This window comes from Streptomyces olivaceoviridis (assembly GCF_014650115.1).
Lineage (GTDB): Bacteria > Actinomycetota > Actinomycetes > Streptomycetales > Streptomycetaceae > Streptomyces > Streptomyces olivaceoviridis.
Window position 1 is genome coordinate 309,134 of record NZ_BMUI01000005.1, and the last position, 25,169, is coordinate 334,302.

Sequence of the window (25,169 nt, forward strand, 5' to 3'; positions counted from 1 at the left end):
AGGAAGCGACATGACGACCACCGAGGACCCGACCCGGGTCACGGGGCGCAAGCCCGCGCAGATCGTGGACATGTCCTGGGACCCGATCACCCGGATCATCGGCAACCTCGGCATCTACACGAAGATCGACTTCGCCAACCAGGAAGTCGTGGAGTGCCACAGCACCTCGTCGCTCTTCAGGGGCTACTCGGTGTTCATGAAGGGCAAGGACCCGCGCGACGCCGGGTTCATCACCTCCCGGATCTGCGGCATCTGCGGCGACAACCACACCACCTGCTCCAACTACGCCCAGCAGATGGCCTACGGCGTCAAGCCGCCGCGGATGGCCGAGAACATCACCAACCTCGGCGAAGCGGCCGAGTACATGTTCGACCACACGCTCTTCCAGGACAACCTGGTCTTCGTGGACTTCTGCGAGGCGATGGTCAAGGCCACCAACCCCGGTGTGCTGGCCCGCGCCGAGCGCACCGACGCGCCCCGCGGGGACATCCACGGCTACCGGACGATCGCCGACATCATGCGGGCCTTCAACCCCTTCGAGGGCGAGGTCTACAAGGAGGCGCTGAAGGTCAGCCGGGTCACCCGGGAGATGTTCTGCCTGATGGAGGGGCGGCACGTCCACCCCTCCACGCTGTACCCGGGCGGCGTCGGCACGATGCCGCAGCCGAACACCTTCACCGACTACCTCGCCCGGCTGATGCGCGTCATCGACTTCGTGAAGAAGGCGGTGGCGATGAACGACGACGTCTTCGACTTCTTCTACGAGGCCCTGCCGGGCTACGAGGAGGTCGGCAGGCGCCGCATCATGCTGGGCTGCTGGGGCGCCTGGCAGAACCCGGACGTGGTCGACTACCGGTACGAGAACATGAACCGCTGGGGCAAGGCGATGTACGTCACCCCCGGCATCATCGTCGACGGCAAGCTGGTCACCAACAACCTGATCGACATCAACCTCGGCCTGCGCGTCCTGCTGGGCAGCTCCTTCTACGACGACTGGGTCAACGAGCAGCCGTTCGTCACCCACGACCCGCTGGGCAACCCCGTCGACATGCGGCACCCGTGGAACCAGACCACCGTCCCGGTGCCGCAGAAGCGGGACTTCGCCGGCAACTACAGCTGGGTGATGAGCCCGCGCTGGTACCACCCCGAGACCGGTCAGCACCTGGCACTGGACACCGGCGGCGGCCCGCTCGCCCGGCTGTGGTCGACCGCGCTGAGCGCCCTGGTCGACACGCCGTACGTCAAGGCCACCGGCAACAGCGTGCGCATCTCCCTGCCCAGGGGGGAGGAGCTGCCGGAGACCACCCTGGAGTGGCGCATCCCCCAGTGGAGCAACACCATCGAACGGGACCGCGCCCGGCCCTACTTCGTCGCCTACGCCGCCGCCATGGCCCTCCAGTTCCTGGAGGAGTCGATGGAGCTGCTGCGGGCCGGCGAGACGAAGATCTTCGAGAACTTCGAGGTGCCGGACGAGGCGATCGGCTGCGGCTTCCACGAGGCGGTGCGCGGTGTCCTCTCGCACCACCTGGTGATCAGGGACCAGAAGATCGCCAACTACCACCCGTACCCGCCCACCCCGTGGAACGCCAGCCCGCGCGACATCTACGGCACCCCGGGCCCGTACGAGGACGCCGTCCAGGGCCAGCCGATCTTCGAGGAGAACGGCCCCGACGACTTCAAGGGCGTCGACATCATGCGCACCGTGCGCAGCTTCGACCCCTGTCTGCCGTGCGGGGTGCACATGTACATGGGCAAGGGCAGGACGCTGTCCACCGTGCACTCGCCGACGTACGGGGCGAACCATGGCTGACGCAGGCCGACTCGCGGACCCGGCCGTCGAGGCGCGGCTGGCCCGGCTGGACGAGCTGCTGGCCGGGCTGGAGTCCGCGCCCGGCCCCGCGGCGGCCACCGCCGTGGAGGCCGTGCGGGTGCTGACCGAGATCTACGGCGAGGCGCTGGCCCGGATGCTCGACCTGGCCGGTGCGCGGCCGGCCGCACGGCTCGCCGAGGACGAGTTGCTCGGGCATCTGCTGGTGCTGCACGACCTGCACCCCGAGCCGCCCGCGCGGCGGGCCGAGCGCGCCGTCGACCGGCTGCGGCCGGCGGTGCGCGAGCGCGGCGGCGACGTCGAACTGGTCGGCGTCGACGGGCAGGTGGCCCGGGTGCGGGTCACCGAGGCGGGTGGCTGCGGGTCCGGCTGCGGCGGCGGGCCGACGGTCGCCGACGCCGTACGGGAGGCCGTACTGACGGCCGCCCCCGAGCTGACGGCGGTCGAGCAGTTGTCCGCGCCGGCCGCCCCCGCCTTCGTACCGCTGGACTCGCTGCTGGTGCGGGAGGCGCGGTGAGGGCGGACGGTGCGCTGGCCCGGGTCATCCGCTCGGCCGCCGGGCGGGACGGCCCCGAGCGGTGCGACCTGTGCGCGCAGGCCGTGCCGGAGGAGCACCGCCATCTGTACGCCGCCGACCGTGAGGAACTGCTGTGCGCCTGCGGGGCGTGCGCGGTGCTGTTCGCCGGTGAGGGTGCGGGCGGCGGCCGGTATCTGCTGGTGCCGAGCCGCCGGGTGCGGCTGGAGCCGGTGGACACCGGGCCGCTCGGGGTGCCGGTCGGGCTGGTGTTCTTCGTGCCGCGCGCGGACGGGACGGTCACCGCGCAGGGGCCGAGCCCGGCCGGGGCGATGCGCTGGGAGGTGGAGGCGGACCGCTGGGCCCGGATGTGCGCCGCGTGTCCTCCGCTGGCGACCATGGCGCCCGAGGTGGAGGCTCTGTTGGTGAACACCGTGCGGGGCCTGGACCACCACTGGATCGTGCCGGTGGACGACTGCTTCCGGATGGTCGCGCTGGTCCGCCGGGAGTGGCGCGGCCTCGCCGGAGGCGGCCGGGTCTGGCCGGCCGTGGAGCGGTTCTTCACGGAGCTCACCGAGCGGTCGTGAGGGCCTGACGAGAGGACGACAGCGATGAGCGCCATCCGAGTGGGCCGCCCCCAGGCGAAGCCCGACACACCGGTGCATGTGCGCGGGCTGCACCAGGGCAACAGGGGGCCGTACAAGCACCAGACCGGACACCACGAGGACGGCACCTCCGACGCGCGCCGTTCCACCGGGATCCACTGGAAGCGGCACAACGCCATCATGAAGATCATGCCGAACATCTCCCCGGGATGAGGAACAGGATGAGACACCACAAGGGCTTCGCGATGAGGATGCGGCCGGCGGGAAGGACGGGCGCGCCGGCGCGGACCGGGACGACGGCACGGCGTGTGCTGATCGCGCAGGGTGTCGCGCTCGGCGCCCTCACGCTGGGGCTGCTCGTCCTCGAACTGCCGGGCATCGTCCGGGAGGTGCGCATCTGGCGCATGATCAATCTGCGGTCCGGCGCCAAGCGTCCGCGCTGAGCCGGCCGTGCACGAGCTGTCGATCGCGACCGCGATCGTGGAACAGGCGGCGGAGATCGCCCGCGCGGACGGTGCGGCCGGCGTGGCGTCGGTGACCGTCCGGGTCGGGGAGCTGGCCGGTGTCGTGCCGGACGCGCTGCACTTCGCCTTCGAGGTGGCCCGCGACGGCACGGCGCTCGCCGGGGCCCGGCTGGTCGTGGAGCAGGTGACGGCGCGGGCCTGGTGCGCCGGGTGTGCCGAGGAGTTCGCGGTCGGCATGCCGCCGTTCTTCTGGTGCCCGCGCTGCGACCGGCCCTCGCAGGAGCTGCGCGGTGGCCGGGAGCTGGAGATCACGGACGTGCGGCCGGTCCCGGCCCCGGCCTGACGGCGGGGCCGGGGGCTTCTCTCAGCAGATCCGGGGCAGCTGCTCGCCGAGCGGCAGGTCCAGCACCCGGGTGCCGCCGAGACCGGTGGCGACGACGACCATGCCGGGGTGCTCCGCGACGCACTCGCCGATGAGGGCGGCGCCCGTGCCCTGCGGGTGGGCGCGCATGGCCGCCAGGACGGCCTCGGCGTGCTCGGGGGGCACGAAGGCGACGAGCCGGCCCTCGTTGGCGACGTACAGCGGGTCGAGGCCCAGGAAGCCGCAGGCGTTCGCGACTTCCTCCGGGATCGGCACGGCCCGCTCCCGCAGCCGTACGCCGGTGCCGGAGGCGCGGGCGATCTCGTTGAGGGACGCGCCGAGGCCGCCTCGGGTGGGGTCGCGCAGCACGTGGATGTCCGGGGTGACCGCCAGCATGGCGGCCACCAGGTCCGCGAGCGGTGCGGTGTCGGAGGTGATCTCGACGCCGAACTCCAGGCCCTCGCGGACGCTCAGGACGGCCACCCCGTGCCGGCCGATCGGTCCGCTGACGAGGACGGCGTCGCCGGGCCGGGCGCGCTGCGGGCGGATGTCGACTCCCTCGGGGACCAGGCCGACGCCGGCGGTGGTGACGTAGACGCCGTCTCCGTGCCCGGACTCGACCACCTTGGTGTCGCCGGTGGCGATGGTGACGCCGGCGGCCCGGGCCGCGTCGCCCATGGCGCGGGCGACGCGCCCGACGACGGCCAGTTCCACGCCCTCCTCCAGGATGAAGGCCGCCGAGAGGTGGGTGGGCCGGGCGCCGCTCATCGCCAGGTCGTTGACCGTGCCGTTGACGGCGAGGTCGCCGAGGCTGCCGCCGGGGAAGAACAGGGGGCGTACGACGTGGGAGTCGGTGGAGAAGGCGAGCCGGGCGCCGCCGAGGCCGAGGACGGCCGAGTCGGTGAGCGCCGCGAGCGTGGGGTTGCCGTAGGCGGGGGCGAAGACCTGCTCGATCAGTTCCGCCGACAGGGCGCCGCCTCCGCCGTGGCCCATGACGACGACCGGCTGGTCGCGCAGGGGTGCGGGGCAGGTCCAGGTCGCGGGGTCGACGGGGGCGGTGTCCGTGGTGGCGAGGTCAGCCAACGGGGTTCATCTCCTCGCGCGGGATACGGGATCCCTGTGGTGCCGGGCTGTCGGTCATCCTGCGGTACAGGTAGTAGGCCGCGCAGGCGCCCTCGTTGGAGACCATGGTGGCGCCGAGCGGGGTGCGCGGGGTGCAGGCCGTGCCGAACGCCGCGCACTCGGTGGGTTTGATCAGCCCTTGCAGGACGTCGCCGGCGCGGCACACGGCGGGCTCCTCGGTGCGGATGCCGGTGACGTCGAAGCGGTGCTCGGCGTCGTACGCGCGGAACGCCTCGGACAGCCGCCAGCCGCTGGCCGGGATGCTGCCGATGCCCCGCCAGTTGCGGTCGGTGACCTCGAAGACCTCCTCGATCATGCGGACGGCCGCCGGGTTGCCCTGGTCGCGCACGGCGCGGGGGTAGGCGTTCTCCACCCGGTGCTCGCCGCGTTCCAGCTGGTGGACGGCCCGCCGGACGCCTTCGAGGATGTCCAGCGGTTCGAAGCCGGTGACGACGATCGGGACGCGGTGCCGTGCGGCGAGGTCCGGGTACTCGGCGGTGCCCATCACGCTGCACACGTGCCCGGCGGCGAGGAAGCCCCGCACCCGGCAGGCGGGGGCGGCCATGATGGCCTCGATCGCCGGGGGGACCCGCACGTGCGACACCAGCAGGCTGAAGTTGGCCAGGCCCAGGCGGCGGGCCTGGTGGACGGCCATGGCGTTGGCGGGGGCGGTCGTCTCGAAGCCGATGGCGAAGAACACGACCTGCCGGTCGGGGTGTCTGCGGGCCAGCTCCACGGCGTCCAGCGGTGAGTAGACGACCCGTACGTCACCCCCCTCGCCCTTGACCCGGAACAGGTCGCGGTCGGTTCCGGGCACGCGCAGCATGTCCCCGAAGGAGCAGAAGACGACGTCGGGGCGCGCGGCGATGTCCAGGGCCTTGTCGATGACGTCGAGGGGGGTCACGCACACCGGGCAGCCGGGGCCGTGAATCAACTCCACTTCTTCGGGCAGGAGTTGGTCGATTCCGTGGCGGATGATGGAGTGGGTCTGGCCGCCGCAGACCTCCATCAGGGCCCAGGGCCGGGTGACCGTGGCGTGGATCTCGTCCAGCAGCCGGCGCGCCAGATCGGGGTCGTTGAACTCGTCGATGTACTTCACCGGGCCTCCGTCCCGCTCTCCTGTCGTGCCGCCTGCTCCCAGGCGTCACCGAACTCCTCTTCCAGCAGCCCCAGTTGACCGAACAGCTCCAGGGACGCGCGGGCCGACTCCTCGTCCAGGCGCTGGAGCGCGAACCCGACGTGGACGATGACGTACTCCCCCACCTGGATGTCGGGCAGGTACTCCAGACACGCCTGTTTCTGTACGCCGCCGAAGTCGATCAGGCCGGTGAGCGGGTCGGCACGGTGGTCGATGGACACGACCTTGCCGGGCACTGCCAGACACATGGGTCACTCCGTCTCGTGGTGGGCTGCTGTTCCCGCGACCATCAGCTGGCCGAGCGCCAGACCGCCGTCGTTCGGGGGGACTTCGCCGTGCCGCAGGACGGTGAGGCCGGCCGTGGTGAGCAGCGCGGCGGTCTCCTCCTCCAGCAGGGCGTTGGCGAAGACGCCGCCGGTGAGGGCGACGGTGGTGAGGCCGGTCCGCGCCCGGGTCCGGCGGCACAGGTGCGCCACCGCCCGGGCGACGCCCCGGTGGAAGCGGGCGGCCAGGACGGGAACGGGGGTGTGGCGGGCCCGGTCGCGCAGCAGGGCGCGCAGGACGGGGGCCGGGTTCATCTCCCAGCCGGCCGCCGGGATCCGTCGGCCGGGCGACCGGCGCCACGGGGTTCCGCCCCCGGTGCCGGACAGCGGGGTGAGGCCGAACGGGTAGGCGCCCTTGTCCGCGTCCCATGCGTCCAGCGCCGCCGCCTCCAGTTCCAGCGCCGCCTGTGCCTCGTAGCCGGCGCGGTGGCACAGCCCCACGAGGGAGGACACGGCGTCGAAGAGCCGGCCCATGCCGGAGGTCGGCACACAGGCCAGTCCGCGCGTCAACTGCTGCCGTAGCACGGCGAGTTCGGTCTCGGTGCACGCCTCGACGCTCGGCAGTCCGGGTTCCCACGGCAGTCCCGCCGCCCACAGCCGGGCCAGGGCGAGCCGGCAGGGGTTGGCGACCCCGGTGTCGCCGCCGGGCAGCGGGGCGGGGGTCAGCCGGGCCAGGCGGCGGTAGCCGGTGTAGTCGGCGAGCAGGATCTCGCCGCCCCACACCGTGCCGTCGTCGCCGTAGCCGGTGCCGTCGAAGGCGACGCCGATCACGGGCGTGCGGCCGTCGAGACCGTGTTCGGCCATCGCCGAGGCGATGTGGGCGTGGTGGTGCTGGACCAGCACCGGCTCGCCCAGGCCGAGCCGGGCGGCCCGGCGGGTCGAGTGGTAGCCGGGGTGGCGGTCGGCGGCGGCCAGCCGGGGGGTGACCCCGGTCAGGAGGGTGAGGTGCCGTTCGGCGCGCTCCGCCGCGGCGAGGCCGGCCAGGTCGCCGAGGTCGCCGATGTGCGGCCCGAACCAGGCCTGGTCGCCCTCCCCGAGGCACAGCGCGTTCTTCAGGTCGCCGCCGGTGGCGAGGGTGGGGCGGACCGGGAGCGGGAGGCGCAGGGGGCGGGGGACGTAGCCGCGGGAGCGTCGCAGGACCTGTTCGGTGCCGTCGGGCCGGACGCGCAGCAGGGAGTCGTCGCAGGGGGAGGCGATGGGCCGGTCGTGGGTGAGCCAGGCGTCGGCGAGTCCGGCCAGCCGGGTCAGGGCCTCGGCGTCGTCGGTGACGATGGGCTCGCCGGAGCGGTTGCCGCTGGTCATGACCAGGACCCGGGGGCCGGGCGGGTCGCCGGGCAGGCCGAGGAGCAGGGTGTGCACGGGGGTGTAGGGCAGCAGCAGGCCGACGTGCGGGCTGTCCGGGCAGACCTGGTCGGCGAGGCGGACACCGTCCGCGGGTGTGCGGCGGCGCAGCAGGACGATGGGGCGGCGGGCGCTGGTGAGCGCGGCCCGTTCGGCGGCGGAGAGCACCGCGAGGCGTTCCGCCGTCTCCAGGTCGGCGCACATCACGGCGAAGGCCTTGCCGCCCCGCTCCTTGCGGCGGCGCAGGGTGGCGACGGCCCGTGCGTCGGTCGCGTCGCAGGCCAGGTGGTAGCCGCCGACGCCCTTGACGGCGACGATGCGCCCGGCGGCGAGCAGCGCCCGTGCCGTCGCGAGGGCCTCCGCGTCCCGGGCCGGGCGGACACCGAGGCCCGCGGCCGGGACGAGGGTGAGGCGCGGGCCGCAGTCGGGGCAGGCGACGGGCTGGGCGTGGAAGCGCCGGTCGGCCGGGTCGCCGTACTCGCGGGCGCAGGCGGGGCACATCGGGAAGCCGGCCATGGTGGTGGCCGGCCGGTCGTACGGCATCCCGGTGGCGATGGTGAAGCGGGGGCCGCAGTGGGTGCAGGTGACGAAGGGGTGGCGGTGCCGGCGGTCGCCGGGGTCGGCGAGTTCGCGCAGGCAGTCGGCGCAGGTCGCGGTGTCGGGCGGGAGCTGGGTGCGGCCCGGGGAGCGCTCGGTGGGGCGGATGGTGAAGGGGCCGGTGGCGCCGGTGGCGGGGACGTCCTCGCAGCCGACGCCGGTCACGGTCGCGAGCGGGGGCGGCTGCTCGGTCAGCCGGCCGGCGAACCGGTCCACGTCGTCCGGCGGGCCCTCGACCTCGATGAGGACGCCGTCCGCGGTGTTGCTCACGAACCCGGTCAGCGCGAGCCCGGCGGCCAGCCGGTGCACGTACGGCCGGAAGCCGACGCCCTGGACCGTGCCGCGCACGGTGATCCGGCGGCGGACCGGGCGGGTGACGGGCGCGGTCACGAGGCGGGGGCGGAGGCGGGGTGGTGGTGCGGGTGCGGGGCGAGCGGGGGGCGGTGCGGCGGGGCGCCGTCGCGGGCGGCGAGGGCGCGGTCGAGCAGGGCGCCGACGCCGGTGCCGGTGCGGGCGCACGAGCGGATGATCTCCACGCCCGGGTTGACCTGGTGCACGTTCTCGTGGAAGAGGCTCTCGTCGAAGCCGGCCGGCCCTGCGAGGTCGGTCTTGGTGATCACGACGAGGTGGGCGGAGCCGAACGCGGTCGGGTACTTCAGCGGCTTGTCCTCGCCCTCGGTGACCGCCATCAGCACGATCCGCAGGGTCTCCCCGAGGTCGTACGCGGCGGGGCAGACCAGGTTGCCGACGTTCTCCACGAACAGCACCGAGGTGTCCGGCGGCAGCCAGCCGGTCAGCCGGGCGCCGACCTGACGGGCCTCCAGGTGGCACAGCCCGTCGGTGAGCAGTTGCTGGACGGGCGCGCCGGACCGGGCGAGCCGGACGGCGTCGTTCTCGGTCGCGAGGTCCGCGGTGAGCGCGGCCACCGGGACGCCCCGCTCCCCGGCGCGGGCCAGCACCCGGGCGAGGAGTTCGGTCTTGCCGCTGCCCGGGCTGGACAGCAGGTTGACCAGGGTGACGCCCTGCCGGGCGAGGTCGTCGCGCAGGCTCGCGGCCAGGCCGTCGTTCTTCGCCAGGACGGCCTGTTTGACGTCGGACCGGCACATGGGCGCTGCTCCTCGGGTGCGGTGGTGCCCGGGCCGCGTCCGGTGCGGCCCGGGGGTCTCACCGATCTTCGGCCGCCCAAGGCGCCGTGCCGGGCAGCGCAGCCGGGTGCGGGGTCCCGGATTCCACCGGGCAGCCCAACGGGGGCAGGGGGCCGGCGGGGTCGGTGAGGAGGGCGGGGACGAGCGCGTGCAGCGCGTCGACGGCCCGGTCGACGGCTTCCCGCACCGGCGCGCTGAGACCGGGCAGGAGGTCGTCGTCGTCCGGCAGGACGCCGGGTTCGCAGGCGAGGACGAGGACCCGGGGCAGGGGCTCGTCACCCAGGTGGGCGGCCAGGGCCAGCACCTTCGCCGGGTCCATGCCGTGGGCCTCGGGCGCGACGGTCCCGTCGGGGGGTTCGGCCTCGATCAGGGAGAGGGTGCCGGGGCGGTGCCCGCGCGGGGCCGCGTCGACGAGGACGGCGGTGGCGCAGCCGGACAGCAGGTCGTAGGCGAGGTCCAGGCCGCGGATGCCGTAGTCGTGGACCCGGGCCCCGGGCGGCAGCGGGCGGTGTTCCAGCGCGCGGATCACCTCGGGGCCGAAGGCGTCGTCGGCGAGGAAGATGTTGCCGACGCCGGCCACCAGGAGGCGCGGCGTCACCGGGTGCCTCCGATGGCCTGGGCGAGGGGCCGGGCGGAGCCGCCCGGGGTCTTGCGGACGAAGGCCGAACGCAGGGCGTGGTAGGGGGCCTCGGGGTCGAAGAAGAGGGCGTGCATACGGGCCAGTTCGGCCTCCCGGTAGCGGGCGAGGGGACGTTCCCGCTCGTCGGCGGCGCGGGCCGCCGCCTTGGCGGCGATCCGCCGGTGCAGGTCCGGGACGGCGGCGAGCCCGGTCGCCAGTCGCTCGACCTCGGCCGTGAAGTCCCGCGGCGCGGCCGGCACCAGCCGGTCCACGAGGCCGAGCCGGGCGGCGGTCGCGGCACTGACCGGCAGGGCCTGGGTCGTCAGCCGCTCGGCCTGCTCCGGGCCGACGCGGCGCGGCAGGGTGTACGTCCAGAACTCGGAGCCGTACAGGCCCATGCGCCGGTAGTGCGGGTTGAGGACGACGCCGGTGCGGCACCACACCTGGTCGGCGGCGAGGGCCAGCATGGCGCCGCCGGCCGCCGCGTTGCCGCCGAGCGCGGCGACCACCAGCCGGTCGGTGGTGCGCAGCACGGCCTCCACCAGGTCGTCCATGGCGTTGAGGTTGGTCCAGGACTCCTGGGCCGGGTCGGGGGCCGCCTCGACGACGTTCAGGTGGATGCCGTTGGAGAAGAAGTCGCGGGTGCCGCCGAGGACGAGGACGCGGGTGGGGCGGGTGAGCGCCTCGGTGTAGGCGGCGAGCAGTCTGCGGCACTGGTCGGTGCTCATCGCGCCGCCCGGGAAGGAGAAGGCGAGGAAGCCGGTGTCGCCGTGCTGCCGGTAGCGGATGTCGGTCCAGGTGCGCCGGCCGGGCGGGAGGTCCAGTGGGGCGGAGACCTCCGGGAGGGCGAGGCCGGACCGGTACGCGGCGAGGACCGAGGCCGCCGGGCGGCGGAAGGGCGCCGGGTCGCCGGAGTTCCTGCGGGGGCGCAGTTCCGGGATCCAGACCGCGCCGTCGCGGGTGGCCCGGCAGACGGCGCCCGCGCGCTGGGCCAGCAGGGCGCCGGGACGGCCGCGCAGTTCGTCCTCGGGGTGCCCGCCGTGCAGGAACACCTCGTGGCCGAGGAGTTCGTCCAGGACGCCGGGCTGGGAGTCGGCGCCGCGGAGCTTGCGCAGGACCGTGTCGGTGTCGTCGTGCTCCCAGTCGATCCGCCGCCGCTCCTGCCGGAAGCCGTCGCGCCAGACGACGGTGACCGACTCGTCGGTCTGCGGCAGGGGCTTGTACGCGCCGTCGGCGTAGCGCCGTACGGCCGTCAGGACGGCGGTGACGGCGGCGTCGGAGGTCTCGTTGCGATAGAGGTCGCTCTTGCCGACGGGGGGGACGGGGAACGGCTCGGCCGCCCAGACCGGGCCCGCGTCCATCGCCGCCTCGGCCTGGAGCACGGTCACGCCCCACCGCTCGGCCCCGTCGGCGATGGCCCAGTCCAGCGAGGACGGGCCCCGGTCACCCGGCGGGCCGGGGTGCACGATCAGGCAGGTGTGCTCCCGCCACACGTCCTCGGGCAGGGCCGTCCTGAGCATCGGCGCGACGATCAGGTCGGGGCGCAGCTCGCGCACGGCGGCCCGGACCGGGTCGGGGCCGTGCGCGGCGAGCACGACGTCCAGCTGGTGCCCGAGGTCCGACAGTTCGGCGTACAGGCGCTGGGAGAGGCTGTTGAACGCGCTGGCGACGAGCAGAATGTTCATGACACGGCATGGTCGTCGCTCGTCCGGGTGCCGGGAAGGACCGCTGCGGCGTTTCGCCGGCCCCGGTCAGGTCTCTTCCTCCATCCGGATGGCGTTCCGCAGGTCCTCGAAGGCCTGGCTCCGGTTGTCCTGGTGGGCCTCCAGCAGGGCGGCGGCGATCGCGTCGAGCTTGCGCTGGATCGCGTGTTCGGCGCGCATCTCGGAGTTCTTCAGCAGGGCCAGGAGCAGCAGGGTGACCGCGGTCATGGACTCGCCCGCGAGGAGCAGCACCTCAAGCGGCAGATGGGCGACGTGGGAGGCGGCGAAGAAGCTGACGAGGAGCAGGCAGAACAGGAAGAACAGCGGTGAGCTGGTGAAGTTCGAGGCGTATTCGGCGAGCTGCTCGAACCGGCCGCGGCGCGGGCCGCCGCGCTGGACGGGGTTCTTGAAGGTCATGGCCGGGCCCTTCCCGCGACGGGCGGCTCCCGCATCGGCTGCGCGAGTACCCCTGGGCGGGGCGTACGACACCGGGACCGGCCGGTGTCGTACGGTGCCGGTGAGCCGGCCCCGCCGTCTCAGGCCGCGAGGGTCTCCCCGGGGGCGAGGCGGTCCACGAGCTGGTCGTGGTGCAGCTCGGCCACCGGCCACAGCAGGTCGGGGTGGCGCAGCAGGGCCGCCGCGCCGCGGTCGCCGTCGTCGGGGGTGAGCAGCCGGCGGAACTCGGTCGGCGTCGCGGCGTGCTCGCTCCCGGCGAGTGCGGCGACGGCCAGCTCGGCCAGCTCGGGGTCGGTGAGCAGGGCGGCGGCCCAGCTGGCCACGACCTCGTCCACCCAGGTGCGCCAGGCCCAGTCCTCGGCCGGGTGCTCGCCGGCCCGCTCGGCGCCGGCGATCCAGTCGAGGCGGGCCGCGCCTCCGGGGCCCGCCATGGTGACGAGGCCGGCGTCGATCGCCGTGGGGTACCGCAGCCAGGCGGCGACCGTCACCGCCTGCCGGGCCTGCGCCTCGCACAGCGCGGAGGCCAGCGCGCCGCCGCACGGCGGGTAGGCGACCGTCAGCCAGCGTGCCGTCGCGGCTATCAGGGGGGACAGATCAGTGAGCACAGCCGGGCCGTCCGAGGTGCGAGGGGGGTACAGGGGCTCCTCGCAACGGTAGCCCCGCGCCGGGCACGGCCGGGAGGGGGTGCGTACCAGGTCATATGTGACGTGACCCACTCGCCGGGAGAACCCGCTCGCGCCCCCCGCGCTCACCGGGGGCCTCCGCCCGCCGTCCGCCGGCGCACCGCCTCCTCCGGCGGGCGCTCCCGGAGGGCGCCGTAGGCGATGAAGTAGGCGGGGAGGCGGCGCAGCCACGGCGAGTCGCTGAGCAGGCCCGCCAGGCGCCGGGCCCGCTGCGCGCCGCCCAGGGGCGGCCGGCCGCTCAGGACCGGCGCGATGACGCGGGCGTGGGCCGCCCGTTGCAGCGCCTGGGTGACGACCGTGGTGGGGCGGCGGCGGCGCTGCACACCGCGTACGTCACGCAGCCCCACGGCGCCCCGGCGCAGGGGCCCGACCAGGTGGCGGGCGGTGGCCACGGCGTCCTGCACGGCGAGGTTGATCCCGATGCCGAAGACCGGGGACATGGCGTGCGCGGCGTCGCCGATGCACAGCAGACCGGGGCGGTGCCAGCGGCGCAACCGGTCCAGGTGGACGTCGAGGAGCTTGACGTCGTCCCAGGAGCGCAGGGTGTGCGTCCGGTCGGCGATCCAGGGGACGGCCTCGGCGAAGGCGGCGAGGAAGCGGCCCAGGCCGGCGGCGCGGCGCTCGGCGTCGGTGCCCTTGGGGATGAGCGCGGCGCACTGCCAGTAGTCACCGCGGTCGATCATCGCGGTGAGGAACCCCGCACCGGCCCCGCCGACGAGCCCGCTCGGGTCGCCTTCGCGCCGCGGCAGGCGGAACCACCAGGCGTCCATCGGGCAGGTGAAGTGGTGCAGGCCCAGTTCGGGCAGGGCGCGGGCCAGTGATCCGCGTCCGTCGCAGGCGACGGTGAGGAGGGCGCGCAGTTCGCCGGTGCGGCCGTCGGAGCCGCGGTAGCGCACCCCGGTGACCCGTCCGGACTCGACGATGAAGGAGGTGGCCTCCGTGTTCGTCCGCAGCTCGAAGGTCGGCTCGCGGCGGGCCTGGTCGGCGAGGAGGTCGAGCAGGTCCCACTGGGGCACCATCGCCACGTAGTTGTGGGGACCGGGCAGCGTGGAGAGGTCCGCCACGGTGACCGGCGAGCGGCCGGCACCCAGCGGCAGCTGGACGGTGCGGACCCGGCGCTGCGGCAGCCGGGCGAACTCCCCGGCCAGACCGAGGTCGTCCAGCAGCGCCAAGGTCGACGGGTGGACCGTGTCGCCGCGGAAGTCGCGCAGGAAGTCGGCGTGCTTCTCCAGTACGGTCACCGCGATCCCGGCCCGGGCCAGCAGCAGGGCGAGCACCATGCCCGCGGGGCCGCCCCCCACGACACAGCAGGTGGTCTTCTCCATGGCGGTTCTGCCCTTCCTCGTCGAGAGCAGTAATTCATCATGCGATGAATACGATACTCCCCGCGGGGCGGAACGTCACGTGTCGGAGCGGCGGACCGGGGAACTCGTCGCGCGCCCTGAGCAGGGCGCACGACGCACCGCGAGGCTGGGAGGTCGCATGGCCACGGACGCCGCACGCTACGACGACCAGGACGAGGTCCCCCTGGGGGGCTACGCCGCCCTCGCCTCCGTGTTCCTGGCGGGCACCGGCACCTTCGCGGTGCTGGCCCGGCGCCGGGGTGTCCGTCTGCCGCAGCAGGTGCCGCCCTGGGACGTCGCGCTGCTGGGCGCCGCCGCGTACAAGACGTCGCGGGTCCTGGCCAAGGACAAGATCACCAGCTTTCTGCGGGCGCCGTTCACCCGGCGCGCGGACGAGGGCGAGGCGAGCGAGGTCATGGACGAGCCCCGCGGCGACGGCCTCCGGCGCGCGGTCGGTGACCTGGTGTCCTGCCCGTTCTGCGTCGCCGCCTGGACCACCGGGGCGCTGGTGTGCTCCTACGCGGCGTCGCCCCGGCTCACCCGGCTGGTGTGCGGGGGCTTCGGCGCGCTGACCGTGGCGGACTGGCTCCAGTACGCGTGGACGTGGACCCAGCGGGCCACGGAGAGCTGAGGCCGGACCACGGCGGTGACGGCCTTGTAGTCCGGCGGGTGCGGGGTACTCGCCCGGTGCCGCTACGCCGGGGGACGGGCGGGCGTACCGTCGGCACTTCGTGCGGAAGGGACCGGTCTCATGCGGCACGACGAGATGATCGGAAAGGTGCAGGCGCTGGCCCAGCTGCCCGACCGGGGGACGGCCGAGCGGGCCGCGCACGCGGTCGTGGCCACACTGGCGGAACGGCTGCCGGCCGGGCTGGCCCGGCATGTGGCCGCCCAGCTCCCGCCGGACATGGCGGCGGCCATGCGGGAGGCGGTCGACGCGTCCGCCGGGCCGGACTCCGGTACGGCGGCCGAGCGGTTCGGGCTGACGGCGTTCGCCGGACGCGTCGCCGCCCGGGCAGGCACCGACGAGGAGACGGCGCTGCGGGAGGCCGCCGCCGTGATGGAGGTACTCGACGCCGCCCTCGCGCCGGAGCTGACCGAGCGGATGGACGGGGCACTGCCGGCCGACATCCGCGAGCTGCTGCCGGTGGAGCGCGCGGTCCAGGACACCGGGGGGCCGGACTGACGCAGGTGCCGGAGCAGGCGCGGGCGGACGCGGGGCCGGGCCGACGGGGAGCCGGGATCACCCCGAGTGACGAGCAGCGGGCTGACGGGGGGCCGGGCCCACGGGGAGCCGGGCCCGCGGAGGGCCGGGCCCAGGGGGCCGTCATGCGGAGCCGGGCCCACGGGGAGCCGGGCTCACAGCCGTCGGGACGGCGCCGGGTGACGGGTGTCCTGGGCCGGGTGCGCCGCACCGCGCGCACAGCGTGACCGGGGTGCGCGGGGCTGGATCGATTCGTGTGCAAGCGCCCACCGGGGGCAGGCGTAGCTGTGACGCCCCCACCCGAAAAGGTGCTCCATGGCCTTCTTCGCCCTCTCCCGGCACCAGCCGCTGGTCCTGCTCTCGGCCACCGAGCTGACGTCGGAGTACCACCGATTGCAGGAAGAGAACCGGCAGCTTCAGCGCGCCGTGACCTCGCACGCCGTGATCGACCAGGCGATCGGTGCCGTCGTCGTCCTCGGGGGGATGGCCCCGGAGGAGGCCTGGCGTGCGCTGCGGGACGTCTCCCAGCGCACGAACGTCGAACTGCGCACGGTCGCGGAGCACATCCTGGCCTACGCCCAGGGCGGCACGCTTCCCGAACCGGAGCGGATCGAGCTCGGGAAGGCGATCGTCCGCTACCGCCGGAGCGAGGAGCCCCTGGCGCTCGGTGACGGCCTGCCCGCCCCGGCCGACGGTGCCGTGCACGACGGGCCGCCCGGGGCCGCACCAGCCGCCGGACCTCGGCCCGGTCCAGCCCGTACCGCGGCGGACTGAGCACCGCGAGCAGCGCACGCGCGAGCCCTGCCGCCGCGGCTCCCGGGTGCGTTCGGCGCGCCCCTTCCGCGTCCTGTGCTTACGGTGCTGTGGAGGTGACCGGCTGTCAGCGGGGGTGCCTCGCAGGGCGGAGCGGAGGTGGGAGCGGTGGTGGGCGACGCGCGCCGGCGGGTGGTCAGGCCGGGCGGCGGGCGCCGGGCCGGGCGCGCGGTGCCGGGCAGCCGGCCGGCGTACTCCGTTCGGCTGCCGTCCGTCACCCGCCCCAAGCCGCCGGTGCCGCCGGCCGAGCGGACGGTGCCGTGGCTGCGGGTCGCCGCGGCCTACGCCTGGCGGCTGATCCTCGTCGGGGCCGTCGTGTACGGCGTCTTCAGCCTCCTCGGCAGCTTCCAGCTCATCGCCGTCGCACTGTTCCTCGCGCTGGTCGTGACGTCCGTACTGCGCCCGCCGACCGATCTGCTGAGCCGGTTCCTGCCGAGGCCGCTGAGCGTGGCGATCGCGCTGGTGGGCAGTCTGGTGCTGCTGCTGGGCCTGCTCGCGCTGGTGGGCAGCGCGGTGGCGGGTGAGTCCGCCCGGCTGGCGGACGAGTTCCGGGGCGGTGTCCACCGCATCGAGGAGTGGCTGCACCGGCCGCCGTTCCGGCTCAGCGCGGACGCGTTCGCCGGGCTCCAGCGCCAGGTGACGCACTACGTCTCCACACACCGGGCGGCTCTGCTCAGCAGCGCGGTCAGCGAGCTGGGCCGGGTGGTGGAGCTGGTCACCGGCGCCGCGCTGGCGCTGTTCGCCTCGGTCTTCTTCCTGTACTCGGGCGAGCAGCTGTGGAGCTGGGCGCGGGACCAGTTGCTGCCGAGCGGTGCCCGCCCGGTGTGGGACCGGGCGGGACGGGCGGCCTGGCGGACCTTCGCGGGCTACACGCGCGGCATCATCATCGTGGCCGCCACCAACGCCGTCCTGGTGGGGGTGGTCCTGCTGGTGCTGCGGGTGCCGCTCGCGCTGCCGCTGACCCTGCTGGAGTTCTTCGCGGCGTTCGTGCCGCTGGTGGGCTCGCCGGTGGCGCTGGGGGTCGCCACGATCGTCGCGCTCGCCGGGCGGGGTCCGCTGACGGCGGTCGGCGTGCTGGTGCTGATCGTGGTGATCGGCCAGTTGGAGGGGCATGTGCTGCATCCGGTGGTGATGAGCTGGGCGGTGCGGCTGCATCCGCTCGTCGTGGCCGTGTCGGTCATCGCGGGCAGCATCGTCGCCGGGGTGATCGGCGCCGTCGTCGCGGTCCCGCTGGTCTCGGTCGTCTGGGCGGTCCTGCGGGCGCTGCGCGCGGTGCCTCCGTGACGTGACGGGCCCCGCGGTGGCCGCTGGGGAAGGCCCGGCGCCGTCGCCGTACGGCTCAGCGCAGCGCGCCCGCGACCAGGCCGCGGATCTCCTCCTCCCGGACGCTCCCGCCGTGCACCAGGCGGTCGAAGACCAGCCCGTCCACGCAGGTCAGCAGGGTCACCGTGCGCTCCTCCGGGTCCGCGACGCCCTGCGCGGCGAGGAAGGCGCGCACGACCCGCCGCCCCTGGTTCTCGCGCGGCACGAGGATCTGGCGCAGTTCCGGGTGGTGCGCGCTCTCGACGGCGCAGGCGTAGCGGGCGAGGGAGCGCCGGCGCCCCTCGCCGGTGAGCCGCTGCGCGACCAGCGCGGCGATGCCGGCCGTCAGCTCGTCGGCGGTGCGCGGTACGGGCGTGGCGGCGCCCCTCTCCTCCAGCTCCGCCTGGTCCAGCACCACCAGACGCCGGACCAGCGCGGTGAGGAGGGCCTGCCGGGTGCGGTAGTACGCGGAGGTGGTGCCGGGCGGGAGCTGGGCGGCGCGGTCCACGGCGCGATGCGTCAGCCCGCGCATGCCGCTGTCGGCGAGCACGGTGATCGCCGTGTCGGCGAGGAGAGTACGTCGGTCTGTGGCCACCCCCTCTTTCTACACCCGCTTTCTGCACCCGCCTTCTACATCCGTAGAACAGCGCGCTAGGGTGCTTCTACAGATGTAGAAACCCATGGGAGGGGGCCGGCATGGGCGGCACGGCGGTGGTGGTCGGGGGCGGTATCGGCGGGCTGGCCGCGGCACTTGGCCTGCGCCGGATCGGCTGGGAGGTCCGGGTGGTGGAACGGGCCGCCGTCCTGGCCGACGCGGGCGCGGGCATCTCGCTGCACGCCAACGGGCTGCGCGCGCTGGACGCGGTGGGCGTCGGCGCGGCGGTCCGGGCGGCGGCGCGCCCGCAGTACACCGGGGGTACGCGCACCCCGGCCGGCCGGTGGCTGTCGCGCATGGACGGCGCCCTGCTGGAGCGCGAGCTGGGCTCCCCCATCGTCGGCATCCCGCGCGCCGTCCTGCACCGTCTGCTGCGCTCGGCACTGCCCGAGGAGTGCCTGCTCGTCGGCGCGACCGTGGACACGCTCGACCTCTCGGCCCCCGGCCGGGTGGGCGTGCCGGCCGGGGACGGCGTCCTGGAGGCCGACCTGGTCGTCGCGGCGGACGGCGTGCACAGCCGGCTGCGCGGGCAGTTGTTCCCGGACCATCCCGGTCCCGTGTACGCCGGTTCGACGGTGCTGCGGGCCCTCACCGAAGGCCCGCTGGAGGTGGCCACCGACTTCGAGCTGACCTGGGGCGCCGGGGCCGAGTTCGGGCACATCGCGTTCACCGACGGCCGCGCCGAATGGCACGCGGTGCTCAACGCGCCGCCCGGTGTCCGCCACGCCGACCCGCTCGGCATGCTCCGCCACCGCTTCCGCGACTGGCACGACCCGGTCCCCGCGCTGCTGGCCGCCACCCGGCCCGAGGCCGTGCTGCACCATGACATCCACGAACTGGCCACACCCTTGCCGTCGTTCACCGCGGGACGGGTGGCGCTGCTGGGCGACGCGGCGCACGCCATGACGCCGCACCTCGGCCAGGGCGCCTGCCAGGCCCTGGAGGACGCGGTCACCCTGGCCGCCGCGCTGGCCGGGGATGCCTCGGTCGGCGCGGCGCTGACCCGGTACGACGCCGAGCGCCGCCCCCGCGCCCAGGCGGTCGCCCGAGCCGCCCGGCAGGCCGGCCGGCTCGGCCAGCAACTGTCCCACCCCCTGGCCGTCGCCCTGCGCGACACGGGGCTGCGCCTCGCCCCGTCCCGGGCGACGACGCGGGCGATCCTGCGTCACGCCGACTGGACGCCGCCGAGCCTGGGGTGACGGGCAGCCGCCTCGTCCCAGCTCGGACAGCAGGCGGGCCCGCACGCCTGTCCCGGCGCCGGTTCAGCCGGTCAGGTACCGGTCCGCTCGGCCGTCGCACGGATGGAGACAGCTCATCGGGAGCCCGGATCACCGGGTCGGGCTGCGTGTCGCCGATGCCCGCGCCGCTCCGCCCGGTCTTCGGCGTCGGCCTCTCGACCCGCCCGCACCCACGCCCTCACCCGGCCCGAACCGACCGTCACCGAGCGGACGGAGACCACGTCCTACGGCCGGAACAGCCACGGCCCCACCGTCCACTGGCTGCACCTGGCCGGCCCTGTGGCGGCCCGTTCCGCGAGTCGGGCGATGGGCCGCGCCGAAGCGGACGAGGAAGCGCCGCGCAGACCTCCCGCGGAGACCTTCCGGTGAACCCCTAACGCGCGGTGCCGGACGGCGTCTCCTCCGGCAGGCCGGCGTCCGCACCGTCGCTCAGGCCGAGCCGCAGGTGCTCGATGTGGTAGACGGCCTGGTCGAGGAGCTCGGCGACATGGCCGTCGTACAGGGCGTAGATAACCGAGCGGCCCTGGCGGCGGCCGACGACCAGGCCGAGGTTGCGCAGCAGGCGCAACTGGTGCGAGCACGCGGACTGTTCCATGCCGACCTCGGCGGCGAGTTCGGTGGCCGCGCACGGGCCCTCGCGCAGCCGGGACAGGATCAGGAGCCGGGACGGAGTGGCGAGGGCCTGGAGCGTGGTCGCCACGCGCGTGGCGCTGTCCGCGTCCAGGCGTGTACGGGGAACCGCCGTCCGCGCGGGAGTTGCTCCATGGCCCATGGCAGTCATCATACAGACGACACTTGAAAGGTTCTTCATATGTACGTGTATGGTGGGCCCCGCTGCCCCGTCGTCCACCCCGCCGAAGGGTCCCCCCGCCATGCCCTCCGTCCTCGCCGACCGCCGCCCCCTGTCCACCGGGGCCGCCCGTGCCGAGCCCGCCGCACCCCGGCGCCGCACCCGGGTCCTCGCACTGCCCGAGGCCCGCTGGGCGGCGGCGGCCACGGTGCTGTTCCTGCTCGCCCTGCCCCTCCAGCTCACCGGCGCGCCCGGCTGGGCCTGGGGCGTGCCGTACGCGCTCGCCTACGCGGCCGGCGGCTGGGAGCCTGCGCGCGCGGGGCTGCGGGCGCTGGCCGACCGAACCCTGGACGTCGACCTGCTGATGGTCGTGGCGGCGCTCGGTGCGGCGGCCGTCGGCCAGGTGATGGACGGCGCCCTGCTGATCGTCATCTTCGCCACCTCCGGGGCGCTGGAGGCGCTGGCCACCGTCCGGACCGCCGACTCGGTGCGCGGCCTGCTCGACCTCGCCCCCGCCACCGCGACCCGGCTGCGCGCGGACGGCACCGAGGAGGCGGTCGCGCCGGCGGACCTCACCGTCGGCGACACCGTGCTGGTGCGGCCCGGGGAGCGGATCGGCGCCGACGGCCGGGTGCTGGACGGGACGAGCGAGGTCGACCAGGCCACCATCACCGGTGAACCGCTGCCCGTCGCCAAGGAGCCCGGCGACGAGGTGTACGCCGGCACCCTCAACGGCACCGGCGCGCTGCGGGTGCGGGTCGGCCGGGACGCCGCCGACTCGGTGATCGCCCGGATCGTGCGCATGGTGGAGGAGGCGTCCGAGACCAAGGCGCCGACCCAGCTCTTCATCGAGAAGGTCGAACAGCGCTACTCGCTCGGCATGGTCGCCGCGACGCTCGCCGTGTTCGCGGTGCCGCTCGCCTTCGGTGCCGCGCTGACCGGGTCGCTGCTACGGGCCATGACTTTCATGATCGTCGCCTCGCCGTGCGCGGTGGTGCTCGCGACCATGCCGCCGCTGCTGTCGGCGATCGCCAACGCGGGCCGGCACGGGGTGCTGGTCAAGTCGGCGGTGGTGATGGAACGCCTCGGGCAGGTGGACGCGGTGGCGCTGGACAAGACGGGCACCCTGACCGAGGGCACGCCACGGGTGACGGACGTCGTACCGCTGCCCGGTGCCGGTCTCGGCGAGCGGGAACTGCTCACGCTCGCGGCGGCGGCCGAGCATCCGAGCGAGCACCCGCTGGCCCGGGCCGTGGTGGACGCCGCGCGCGCCCGTGACCTCGCCGTCCCGACCGCCCTCGGCTTCCGGTCCGCACCGGGCGTCGGCGTCACCGCGGCGGTCGGGGACCGCACGGTCGCGGTGGGCGCGCCCGCCCGTCTGCTGAACGGGACGAGCGAGACGCCGGACGACGGCACGCCGACCGGGCCGTCGCACGCGGACCGGTACGACTCCGCCGCCACCGCTTCCCCGGTCACCACTCGGCAGGCACCGGACCGCGCCGCCGCTTCCCTCGTCGCGCGGCTCGAAACCGGTGGCCGGACCGCCGTGCTGGTCGTGGTGGACGGCGTTCCGGCCGGGGTGCTCGGGGTCGCGGACCGGCTGCGGCCGGACGCCGCCGTCACCGTCGCCGCGCTCACCGCGCTGACCGGGGCCCGCCCGACGCTGCTGACCGGGGACAACGCGCGCGCCGCCGCCCGGCTCGCCGGCGAGGTCGGCATCCACGACGTCCGGGCCGGATTGCTGCCCGAGGACAAGGTGGCCGCCGTGCGGGAGCGGCAGGACGCCGGCCGCCGGGTGCTGGTCGTCGGGGACGGCGTCAACGACGCGCCCGCGCTGGCCGCCGCGCACACCGGTGTCGCGATGGGCCGCGCCGGTTCCGATCTGGCGCTGGAGACCGCCGACGCGGTGATCGTGCGCGACGAACTGGCCGCGGTGCCCGCCGTCGTGGCCCTCTCCCGCCGCGCCCGCCGCCTGGTCGTGCAGAACCTCGTCGTCGCGGCGGTGTTCATCTCCGGCCTGGTCGTCTGGGACCTCGCGGGCACGCTGCCGCTGCCGCTGGGCGTCCTCGGCCACGAGGGTTCCACGGTCCTCGTCGGCCTGAACGGTCTGCGCCTGCTGCGCGAGGCCGCCTGGAGCGAGGCGGCACGGACGGCCCCCGACCGCGCCTGACCCGTTCCGGTCCCGGTGGCATGAGGCGGCGCCAACGGTGGCACCCGGGGCGCCGTGCGTGGGATACGACTGACCTGGCAAGGAGTACGGCGTGGCGTGGCGGGCGTGGCGGGTGCGGTGCGGCGGGCCTGCGCGGGACCGTGCCGGGAGCGGGACCTGACCGTCCAGGCGGTGAAGGCGGCGCTGGCCGCGTGGGTGGCGTGGGCGGTGGCGGGCTGGTGGCTGCGGGCACCGGTCGCGTTCGTCGCGCCGTGGGTCGCGGTCGTCCTGGTGGAGTCGACGGTGTACCGGTCGATCGCGCACGGCCTGCAACAGCTCGCGGCGATCGCGGCCGGCACGGTCGCGGCGACCGCGGTCGGACTGCTGATGCACAGCACGGTGGCCGCGATGGCCGTGGTACTCCCCCTGGTGATGCTGCTGGGCCAGTGGCGCAGGCTGGGCAGTCAGGGCATCTACGCGGCCACGGGCGCCCTGTTCGTCCTCACCAACGGCTCGGTCACCGTCGCCACCTCCACGGCCCGGCTCACCGAGGCCCTGTTCGGGGCGGTGGTCGGCATCGCCGTCAACGCGCTGGTCCGGCCGCCGCTGTATCTGCGCGACACCCGTGCCGTGCTGCGGGACGCGACCGAGGAGGCCCACGACATCCTGCGGGACGTGGCCGGCGGACTGGCCGAGAGCCGCTGGGACGCGGAGGAGGCCGACGCCTGGCACCAGCGCGCGCTGCGGCTGCACGGACTGGTCGAGCGGGCCCGCTCGGCGGTCGAGTGGAGCCGGGAGAGCCTGCGCGTCAACCTGCGCGGGCGCCGCAAGCCGGCCCTGCCGCTGCCCGGGAAGGGGTACGACGACGCGCTGGTGGTGCTGGACTACGCGGCCGTGCACACCGCGGGGGTGACCCGCACGGTGCTGGAGGCCGCCGCCGAGGACCGCTCGGCGTCCCGGCCGCACCCGGGGCTCGCGAAGAAGTACGCGCAGTTCCTGTGCGAGACCGCCCGTGCGCTGCGGCTCTACAGCCACAGCCGGTTCGGCGACGAGTGCGAGGACGAGCTGCGCGAGGCGGTGGCGCGGCTGCGCGGCACGCTCGGCGACCTGCGCCGGGACCTGGTCCGCTCCACGACGGACGACCCCGACGAGGTCGCCACCTACGGCGCGCTGCTCGCCCAGGCCCACCGGCTGGCCGACCAGTTGGCCGCCTCGGGCAGGTGAGCGCGGCCCCGGTCAGTCGCCGCCTCGGCGCCCTCCCCAGGGCCGCACTCGGTCGTCGCGCTCATGCGCCGGGCGCCGGGCCCCCTGGTTCGCGCACCCCGAACACGGCCGGGCCCACGGTGAGGACGCCGTCGGTCAGCGGCCGGCAGCGCACTCCCCCGCCGCCGCGCAGGGCCCGCTGGGCGCCGGGCCCGAGGGTGGTGTTCATCCAGGCGCAGGGCCGGGCGGCGCTGCGCACCTCCAGTTCGACCGGTCCGGAACCGGAGTCGAGGAAGACGGTCCTGCCGATGTAGGCGTCGATGTCGACCCCGCGCAGCAGGACGTTGCGCCGGGTCCGCAGCAGGTCGGCCGGGTACGGCCCCGGCTGCGGCAGTCGCTCGGCGGCCATGAGGGTGATCGACGCGTTGCGGTGGGCGGGGTGGTTGAAGTACCGGTCCCCGACGATGCCGAGGCCCGCGCGGACCTCGGCCGTCGTCACGAGTTCACCGGACGGCAGCTCGGGCAGGCCGTCGCCCGGCCGGCCCGCGAGGCGGTGCACCGGGGACACCAGCAACTGGAGTATCTCGACATGCGGCACGCGTCGAGCCTAACCAGCGCCGGCCCGTGCCCGGTGCCCGGCGGTCCGTCCGTCACCCGGGGATCAGGACCGTGCCACCGCCCCGGAACCGGGTGTCCGCAGCGCCTGCGCGTCCGGTGTGTCGTCGGTGGCGAAGTCCCGCAGCCCGTCCTGCGAGCCGTTGAAGCGGTCGTGGTCGCCGACCGTCTTGCCGCTGGAGGTGTACTGCCACATCGTGTACGACGTCCAGCCGGCCGGCAGCGGCCCGGCCGTCGAGGCGTACCGCGCGATCCACAGCGGGTTGGTCTCGCCGAAGCCGGCGTAGTCACCGGTGCACTCGACCCACCAGTTGGTCGCCGTGTAGATGACCGCGTCCCGGCCGGTGCGGGACTTGTAGCGCTCCAGGAAGTCCCGGATCCAGCTGACCATGCCGCTCTTGGACTTGCCGTAGCAGGAGTCGCCGTACGGGTTCCACTCCATGTCGAGGGCGCCGGGGAGGGTCCGGGCGTCGTTCGACCAGCCGCCGCCGTGCTCCACGAACCAGTCGGCCTGGGCGGCGCCGCCGGCCGTGTCCGGGGTGGCGAAGTGGTAGGCGCCGCGGACCATGCCGATGTCGAACGAGCCGTCGTACTGCTGGGTGAAGTAGGGGTTGGTGTAGGACGTGCCCTCGGTGGCCTTGGTGTACGCCCACTTGGTGCCGTCGTTCCACAGCGTCGGCCAGTCGACGTCGAGTTGGTGGCTGGAGACGTCCACTCCCTCCGTCTGGGAGGCGCGGGGGTCCGGGGGCGGATCGCCGGACTCGCCGTCGTGGGCGAGGACGCCGATGCCCATGTAGGCGCTGCCGCGCACGGGCGCTCCCCCGGTCGCGTCGGACGCGGCCGGGGGACTGGACAGGAACAGCAGCAGGCAGGTCAGGGTGCCGGCGAGGCACAGGCGGGACCGGCCACGGGAGCGGAGTACGGGGATTCGCACGGAATCCATCCGACCCGGGGCCGG

27 protein-coding genes are annotated in these 25,169 nt (G+C 74.9%); 13 read left to right on the forward strand and 14 right to left on the reverse strand.

Going from position 1 to position 25,169, the window contains the following annotated elements; genetic code table 11:
• Nucleotides 1-10 precede the first annotated feature (10 nt).
• From IE273_RS12640 to hypA, 6 genes are read left to right on the forward strand one after another with little or no spacing between them, the layout of a single operon-like run.
• Nucleotides 11-1,810: a nickel-dependent hydrogenase large subunit gene (locus IE273_RS12640; protein WP_189815212.1), complete on the forward strand. Its 1,800-nt coding sequence runs from the start codon at nucleotides 11-13 to the stop codon at nucleotides 1,808-1,810.
• A complete protein-coding gene (locus IE273_RS12645) occupies nucleotides 1,803-2,345 on the forward strand; it encodes a NifU-related iron-sulfur-binding protein (protein ID WP_189815213.1) in 543 nt (180 codons plus the stop codon). Before IE273_RS12640 ends, IE273_RS12645 begins: the two co-directional genes overlap by 8 nt.
• A complete protein-coding gene (locus IE273_RS12650) occupies nucleotides 2,342-2,929 on the forward strand; it encodes a DUF5947 family protein (RefSeq protein WP_189815214.1) in 588 nt (195 codons plus the stop codon). Before IE273_RS12645 ends, IE273_RS12650 begins: the two co-directional genes overlap by 4 nt.
• A gap of 24 nt (nucleotides 2,930-2,953) precedes the next feature.
• Nucleotides 2,954-3,160 (forward strand): hypothetical protein, encoded by a 207-nt coding sequence (locus IE273_RS12655; RefSeq protein WP_189815215.1) that lies wholly within the window; start codon nucleotides 2,954-2,956, stop codon nucleotides 3,158-3,160.
• Between the two features lie 8 nt (nucleotides 3,161-3,168).
• Nucleotides 3,169-3,390, forward strand: a complete 222-nt coding sequence (locus IE273_RS12660) for a hypothetical protein (protein WP_189815216.1) — start codon at nucleotides 3,169-3,171, stop codon at nucleotides 3,388-3,390.
• Between the two features lie 7 nt (nucleotides 3,391-3,397).
• The gene (hypA, locus tag IE273_RS12665) at nucleotides 3,398-3,754 is read left to right on the forward strand and encodes a hydrogenase maturation nickel metallochaperone HypA (protein ID WP_189815217.1); all 357 of its coding nucleotides are present in this window, start codon (nucleotides 3,398-3,400) and stop codon (nucleotides 3,752-3,754) included.
• A gap of 21 nt (nucleotides 3,755-3,775) precedes the next feature.
• Here hypA and hypE read toward each other — a convergent pair whose 3' ends face one another.
• The 10 genes from hypE to IE273_RS12715 all read right to left on the reverse strand — a co-directional run bounded on the left by hypE (nucleotide 3,776) and on the right by IE273_RS12715 (nucleotide 14,224).
• Nucleotides 3,776-4,855 carry a hydrogenase expression/formation protein HypE gene (hypE, locus tag IE273_RS12670; protein ID WP_308437034.1) on the reverse strand — a complete coding sequence of 360 codons (1,080 nt, stop codon included), beginning with the start codon at nucleotides 4,853-4,855 and terminating at the stop codon, nucleotides 3,776-3,778.
• Entirely contained in the window at nucleotides 4,848-5,993 is a 1,146-nt protein-coding gene (gene hypD, locus IE273_RS12675; protein WP_189815218.1) for a hydrogenase formation protein HypD, read from the reverse strand. Before hypD ends, hypE begins: the two co-directional genes overlap by 8 nt.
• Nucleotides 5,990-6,280 (reverse strand): HypC/HybG/HupF family hydrogenase formation chaperone, encoded by a 291-nt coding sequence (locus IE273_RS12680; protein WP_058079171.1) that lies wholly within the window; start codon nucleotides 6,278-6,280, stop codon nucleotides 5,990-5,992. The genes hypD and IE273_RS12680 overlap by 4 nt, the downstream gene beginning before the upstream one ends.
• A gap of 3 nt (nucleotides 6,281-6,283) precedes the next feature.
• Nucleotides 6,284-8,683 carry a carbamoyltransferase HypF gene (hypF, locus tag IE273_RS12685; RefSeq protein WP_189815219.1) on the reverse strand — a complete coding sequence of 800 codons (2,400 nt, stop codon included), beginning with the start codon at nucleotides 8,681-8,683 and terminating at the stop codon, nucleotides 6,284-6,286.
• Nucleotides 8,680-9,399: a hydrogenase nickel incorporation protein HypB gene (gene hypB, locus IE273_RS12690; RefSeq protein WP_014670587.1), complete on the reverse strand. Its 720-nt coding sequence runs from the start codon at nucleotides 9,397-9,399 to the stop codon at nucleotides 8,680-8,682. Before hypB ends, hypF begins: the two co-directional genes overlap by 4 nt.
• A gap of 58 nt (nucleotides 9,400-9,457) precedes the next feature.
• Nucleotides 9,458-10,036, reverse strand: coding sequence for a hydrogenase maturation protease (locus tag IE273_RS12695; RefSeq protein ID WP_189815220.1), 579 nt, complete (start codon nucleotides 10,034-10,036; stop codon nucleotides 9,458-9,460).
• Nucleotides 10,033-11,742 carry a hydrogenase maturation protein gene (locus IE273_RS12700; RefSeq protein WP_189815221.1) on the reverse strand — a complete coding sequence of 570 codons (1,710 nt, stop codon included), beginning with the start codon at nucleotides 11,740-11,742 and terminating at the stop codon, nucleotides 10,033-10,035. The genes IE273_RS12695 and IE273_RS12700 overlap by 4 nt, the downstream gene beginning before the upstream one ends.
• A 66-nt stretch (nucleotides 11,743-11,808) precedes the next feature.
• Nucleotides 11,809-12,177 (reverse strand): hypothetical protein, encoded by a 369-nt coding sequence (locus IE273_RS12705; RefSeq protein WP_189815222.1) that lies wholly within the window; start codon nucleotides 12,175-12,177, stop codon nucleotides 11,809-11,811.
• A gap of 119 nt (nucleotides 12,178-12,296) precedes the next feature.
• Nucleotides 12,297-12,821 carry a hypothetical protein gene (locus tag IE273_RS12710; RefSeq protein ID WP_189815223.1) on the reverse strand — a complete coding sequence of 175 codons (525 nt, stop codon included), beginning with the start codon at nucleotides 12,819-12,821 and terminating at the stop codon, nucleotides 12,297-12,299.
• Nucleotides 12,822-12,964: 143 nt separating this feature from the next.
• Nucleotides 12,965-14,224 (reverse strand): FAD-dependent oxidoreductase, encoded by a 1,260-nt coding sequence (locus IE273_RS12715; protein ID WP_189815224.1) that lies wholly within the window; start codon nucleotides 14,222-14,224, stop codon nucleotides 12,965-12,967.
• Nucleotides 14,225-14,381: 157 nt separating this feature from the next.
• On the opposite strand from IE273_RS12715, the gene IE273_RS12720 reads away from it, so the two are divergent.
• The 4 genes from IE273_RS12720 to IE273_RS12735 all read left to right on the forward strand — a co-directional run bounded on the left by IE273_RS12720 (nucleotide 14,382) and on the right by IE273_RS12735 (nucleotide 17,543).
• Nucleotides 14,382-14,873, forward strand: a complete 492-nt coding sequence (locus tag IE273_RS12720; protein WP_189815225.1) for a DUF1360 domain-containing protein — start codon at nucleotides 14,382-14,384, stop codon at nucleotides 14,871-14,873.
• A 120-nt stretch (nucleotides 14,874-14,993) separates the two neighbouring features.
• Entirely contained in the window at nucleotides 14,994-15,428 is a 435-nt protein-coding gene (locus IE273_RS12725; RefSeq protein WP_189815226.1) for a DUF2267 domain-containing protein, read from the forward strand.
• A gap of 333 nt (nucleotides 15,429-15,761) precedes the next feature.
• Entirely contained in the window at nucleotides 15,762-16,220 is a 459-nt protein-coding gene (locus IE273_RS12730; RefSeq protein ID WP_189815227.1) for an ANTAR domain-containing protein, read from the forward strand.
• A gap of 150 nt (nucleotides 16,221-16,370) precedes the next feature.
• Nucleotides 16,371-17,543, forward strand: a complete 1,173-nt coding sequence (locus IE273_RS12735; protein WP_373309334.1) for an AI-2E family transporter — start codon at nucleotides 16,371-16,373, stop codon at nucleotides 17,541-17,543.
• A 55-nt stretch (nucleotides 17,544-17,598) separates the two neighbouring features.
• Here IE273_RS12735 and IE273_RS12740 read toward each other — a convergent pair whose 3' ends face one another.
• A complete protein-coding gene (locus tag IE273_RS12740) occupies nucleotides 17,599-18,156 on the reverse strand; it encodes a TetR/AcrR family transcriptional regulator (RefSeq protein ID WP_189815229.1) in 558 nt (185 codons plus the stop codon).
• 101 nt (nucleotides 18,157-18,257) lie between these two features.
• Between IE273_RS12740 and IE273_RS12745 the strand changes: the two genes are divergently transcribed.
• Complete coding sequence (locus IE273_RS12745; RefSeq protein WP_189815230.1) at nucleotides 18,258-19,415, forward strand: FAD-dependent monooxygenase; 1,158 nt, start codon at nucleotides 18,258-18,260, stop codon at nucleotides 19,413-19,415.
• 412 nt (nucleotides 19,416-19,827) lie between these two features.
• On the opposite strand, the gene IE273_RS12750 is transcribed toward IE273_RS12745, so the two are convergent.
• Entirely contained in the window at nucleotides 19,828-20,226 is a 399-nt protein-coding gene (locus IE273_RS12750; RefSeq protein WP_063823243.1) for an ArsR/SmtB family transcription factor, read from the reverse strand.
• A gap of 100 nt (nucleotides 20,227-20,326) precedes the next feature.
• Here IE273_RS12750 and IE273_RS12755 point away from each other — a divergent pair, with 100 nt between their 5' ends.
• Both IE273_RS12755 and IE273_RS12760 read left to right on the forward strand, forming a co-directional pair.
• The gene (locus IE273_RS12755) at nucleotides 20,327-22,414 is read left to right on the forward strand and encodes a heavy metal translocating P-type ATPase (RefSeq protein WP_189815231.1); all 2,088 of its coding nucleotides are present in this window, start codon (nucleotides 20,327-20,329) and stop codon (nucleotides 22,412-22,414) included.
• 96 nt (nucleotides 22,415-22,510) lie between these two features.
• Nucleotides 22,511-23,617 carry an FUSC family protein gene (locus IE273_RS12760; protein WP_189815232.1) on the forward strand — a complete coding sequence of 369 codons (1,107 nt, stop codon included), beginning with the start codon at nucleotides 22,511-22,513 and terminating at the stop codon, nucleotides 23,615-23,617.
• A 61-nt stretch (nucleotides 23,618-23,678) separates the two neighbouring features.
• Here the strand turns inward: IE273_RS12760 and IE273_RS12765 are convergent, their stop codons facing one another.
• Together IE273_RS12765 and IE273_RS12770 are read right to left on the reverse strand one after the other, a co-directional pair.
• Nucleotides 23,679-24,194, reverse strand: coding sequence for a molybdenum cofactor biosysynthesis protein (locus tag IE273_RS12765; protein ID WP_189815233.1), 516 nt, complete (start codon nucleotides 24,192-24,194; stop codon nucleotides 23,679-23,681).
• 63 nt (nucleotides 24,195-24,257) lie between these two features.
• Nucleotides 24,258-25,154, reverse strand: a complete 897-nt coding sequence (locus tag IE273_RS12770; protein WP_229887204.1) for a lysozyme — start codon at nucleotides 25,152-25,154, stop codon at nucleotides 24,258-24,260.
• Nucleotides 25,155-25,169 lie beyond the last annotated feature (15 nt).

Excerpts from the sequence above, each read along its gene's own strand:
- IE273_RS12640 (WP_189815212.1), top strand. The coding sequence starts at position 11 with ATGACGACCACCGAGGACCCGACCCGGGTCACGGGGCGCAAGCCCGCG.
- IE273_RS12645 (WP_189815213.1), top strand. The coding sequence starts at position 1,803 with ATGGCTGACGCAGGCCGACTCGCGGACCCGGCCGTCGAGGCGCGGCTG.
- IE273_RS12655 (WP_189815215.1), top strand. The coding sequence starts at position 2,954 with ATGAGCGCCATCCGAGTGGGCCGCCCCCAGGCGAAGCCCGACACACCG.
- IE273_RS12660 (WP_189815216.1), top strand. The coding sequence starts at position 3,169 with ATGAGACACCACAAGGGCTTCGCGATGAGGATGCGGCCGGCGGGAAGG.
- IE273_RS12680 (WP_058079171.1), bottom strand. The coding sequence starts at position 6,280 with ATGTGTCTGGCAGTGCCCGGCAAGGTCGTGTCCATCGACCACCGTGCC.
- hypB (WP_014670587.1), bottom strand. The coding sequence starts at position 9,399 with ATGTGCCGGTCCGACGTCAAACAGGCCGTCCTGGCGAAGAACGACGGC.
- IE273_RS12700 (WP_189815221.1), bottom strand. The coding sequence starts at position 11,742 with ATGAACATTCTGCTCGTCGCCAGCGCGTTCAACAGCCTCTCCCAGCGC.
- IE273_RS12705 (WP_189815222.1), bottom strand. The coding sequence starts at position 12,177 with ATGACCTTCAAGAACCCCGTCCAGCGCGGCGGCCCGCGCCGCGGCCGG.
- IE273_RS12715 (WP_189815224.1), bottom strand. The coding sequence starts at position 14,224 with ATGGAGAAGACCACCTGCTGTGTCGTGGGGGGCGGCCCCGCGGGCATG.
- IE273_RS12720 (WP_189815225.1), top strand. The coding sequence starts at position 14,382 with ATGGCCACGGACGCCGCACGCTACGACGACCAGGACGAGGTCCCCCTG.
- IE273_RS12725 (WP_189815226.1), top strand. The coding sequence starts at position 14,994 with ATGCGGCACGACGAGATGATCGGAAAGGTGCAGGCGCTGGCCCAGCTG.
- IE273_RS12730 (WP_189815227.1), top strand. The coding sequence starts at position 15,762 with ATGGCCTTCTTCGCCCTCTCCCGGCACCAGCCGCTGGTCCTGCTCTCG.
- IE273_RS12745 (WP_189815230.1), top strand. The coding sequence starts at position 18,258 with ATGGGCGGCACGGCGGTGGTGGTCGGGGGCGGTATCGGCGGGCTGGCC.
- IE273_RS12750 (WP_063823243.1), bottom strand. The coding sequence starts at position 20,226 with ATGGGCCATGGAGCAACTCCCGCGCGGACGGCGGTTCCCCGTACACGC.
- IE273_RS12755 (WP_189815231.1), top strand. The coding sequence starts at position 20,327 with ATGCCCTCCGTCCTCGCCGACCGCCGCCCCCTGTCCACCGGGGCCGCC.
- IE273_RS12770 (WP_229887204.1), bottom strand. The coding sequence starts at position 25,154 with ATGGATTCCGTGCGAATCCCCGTACTCCGCTCCCGTGGCCGGTCCCGC.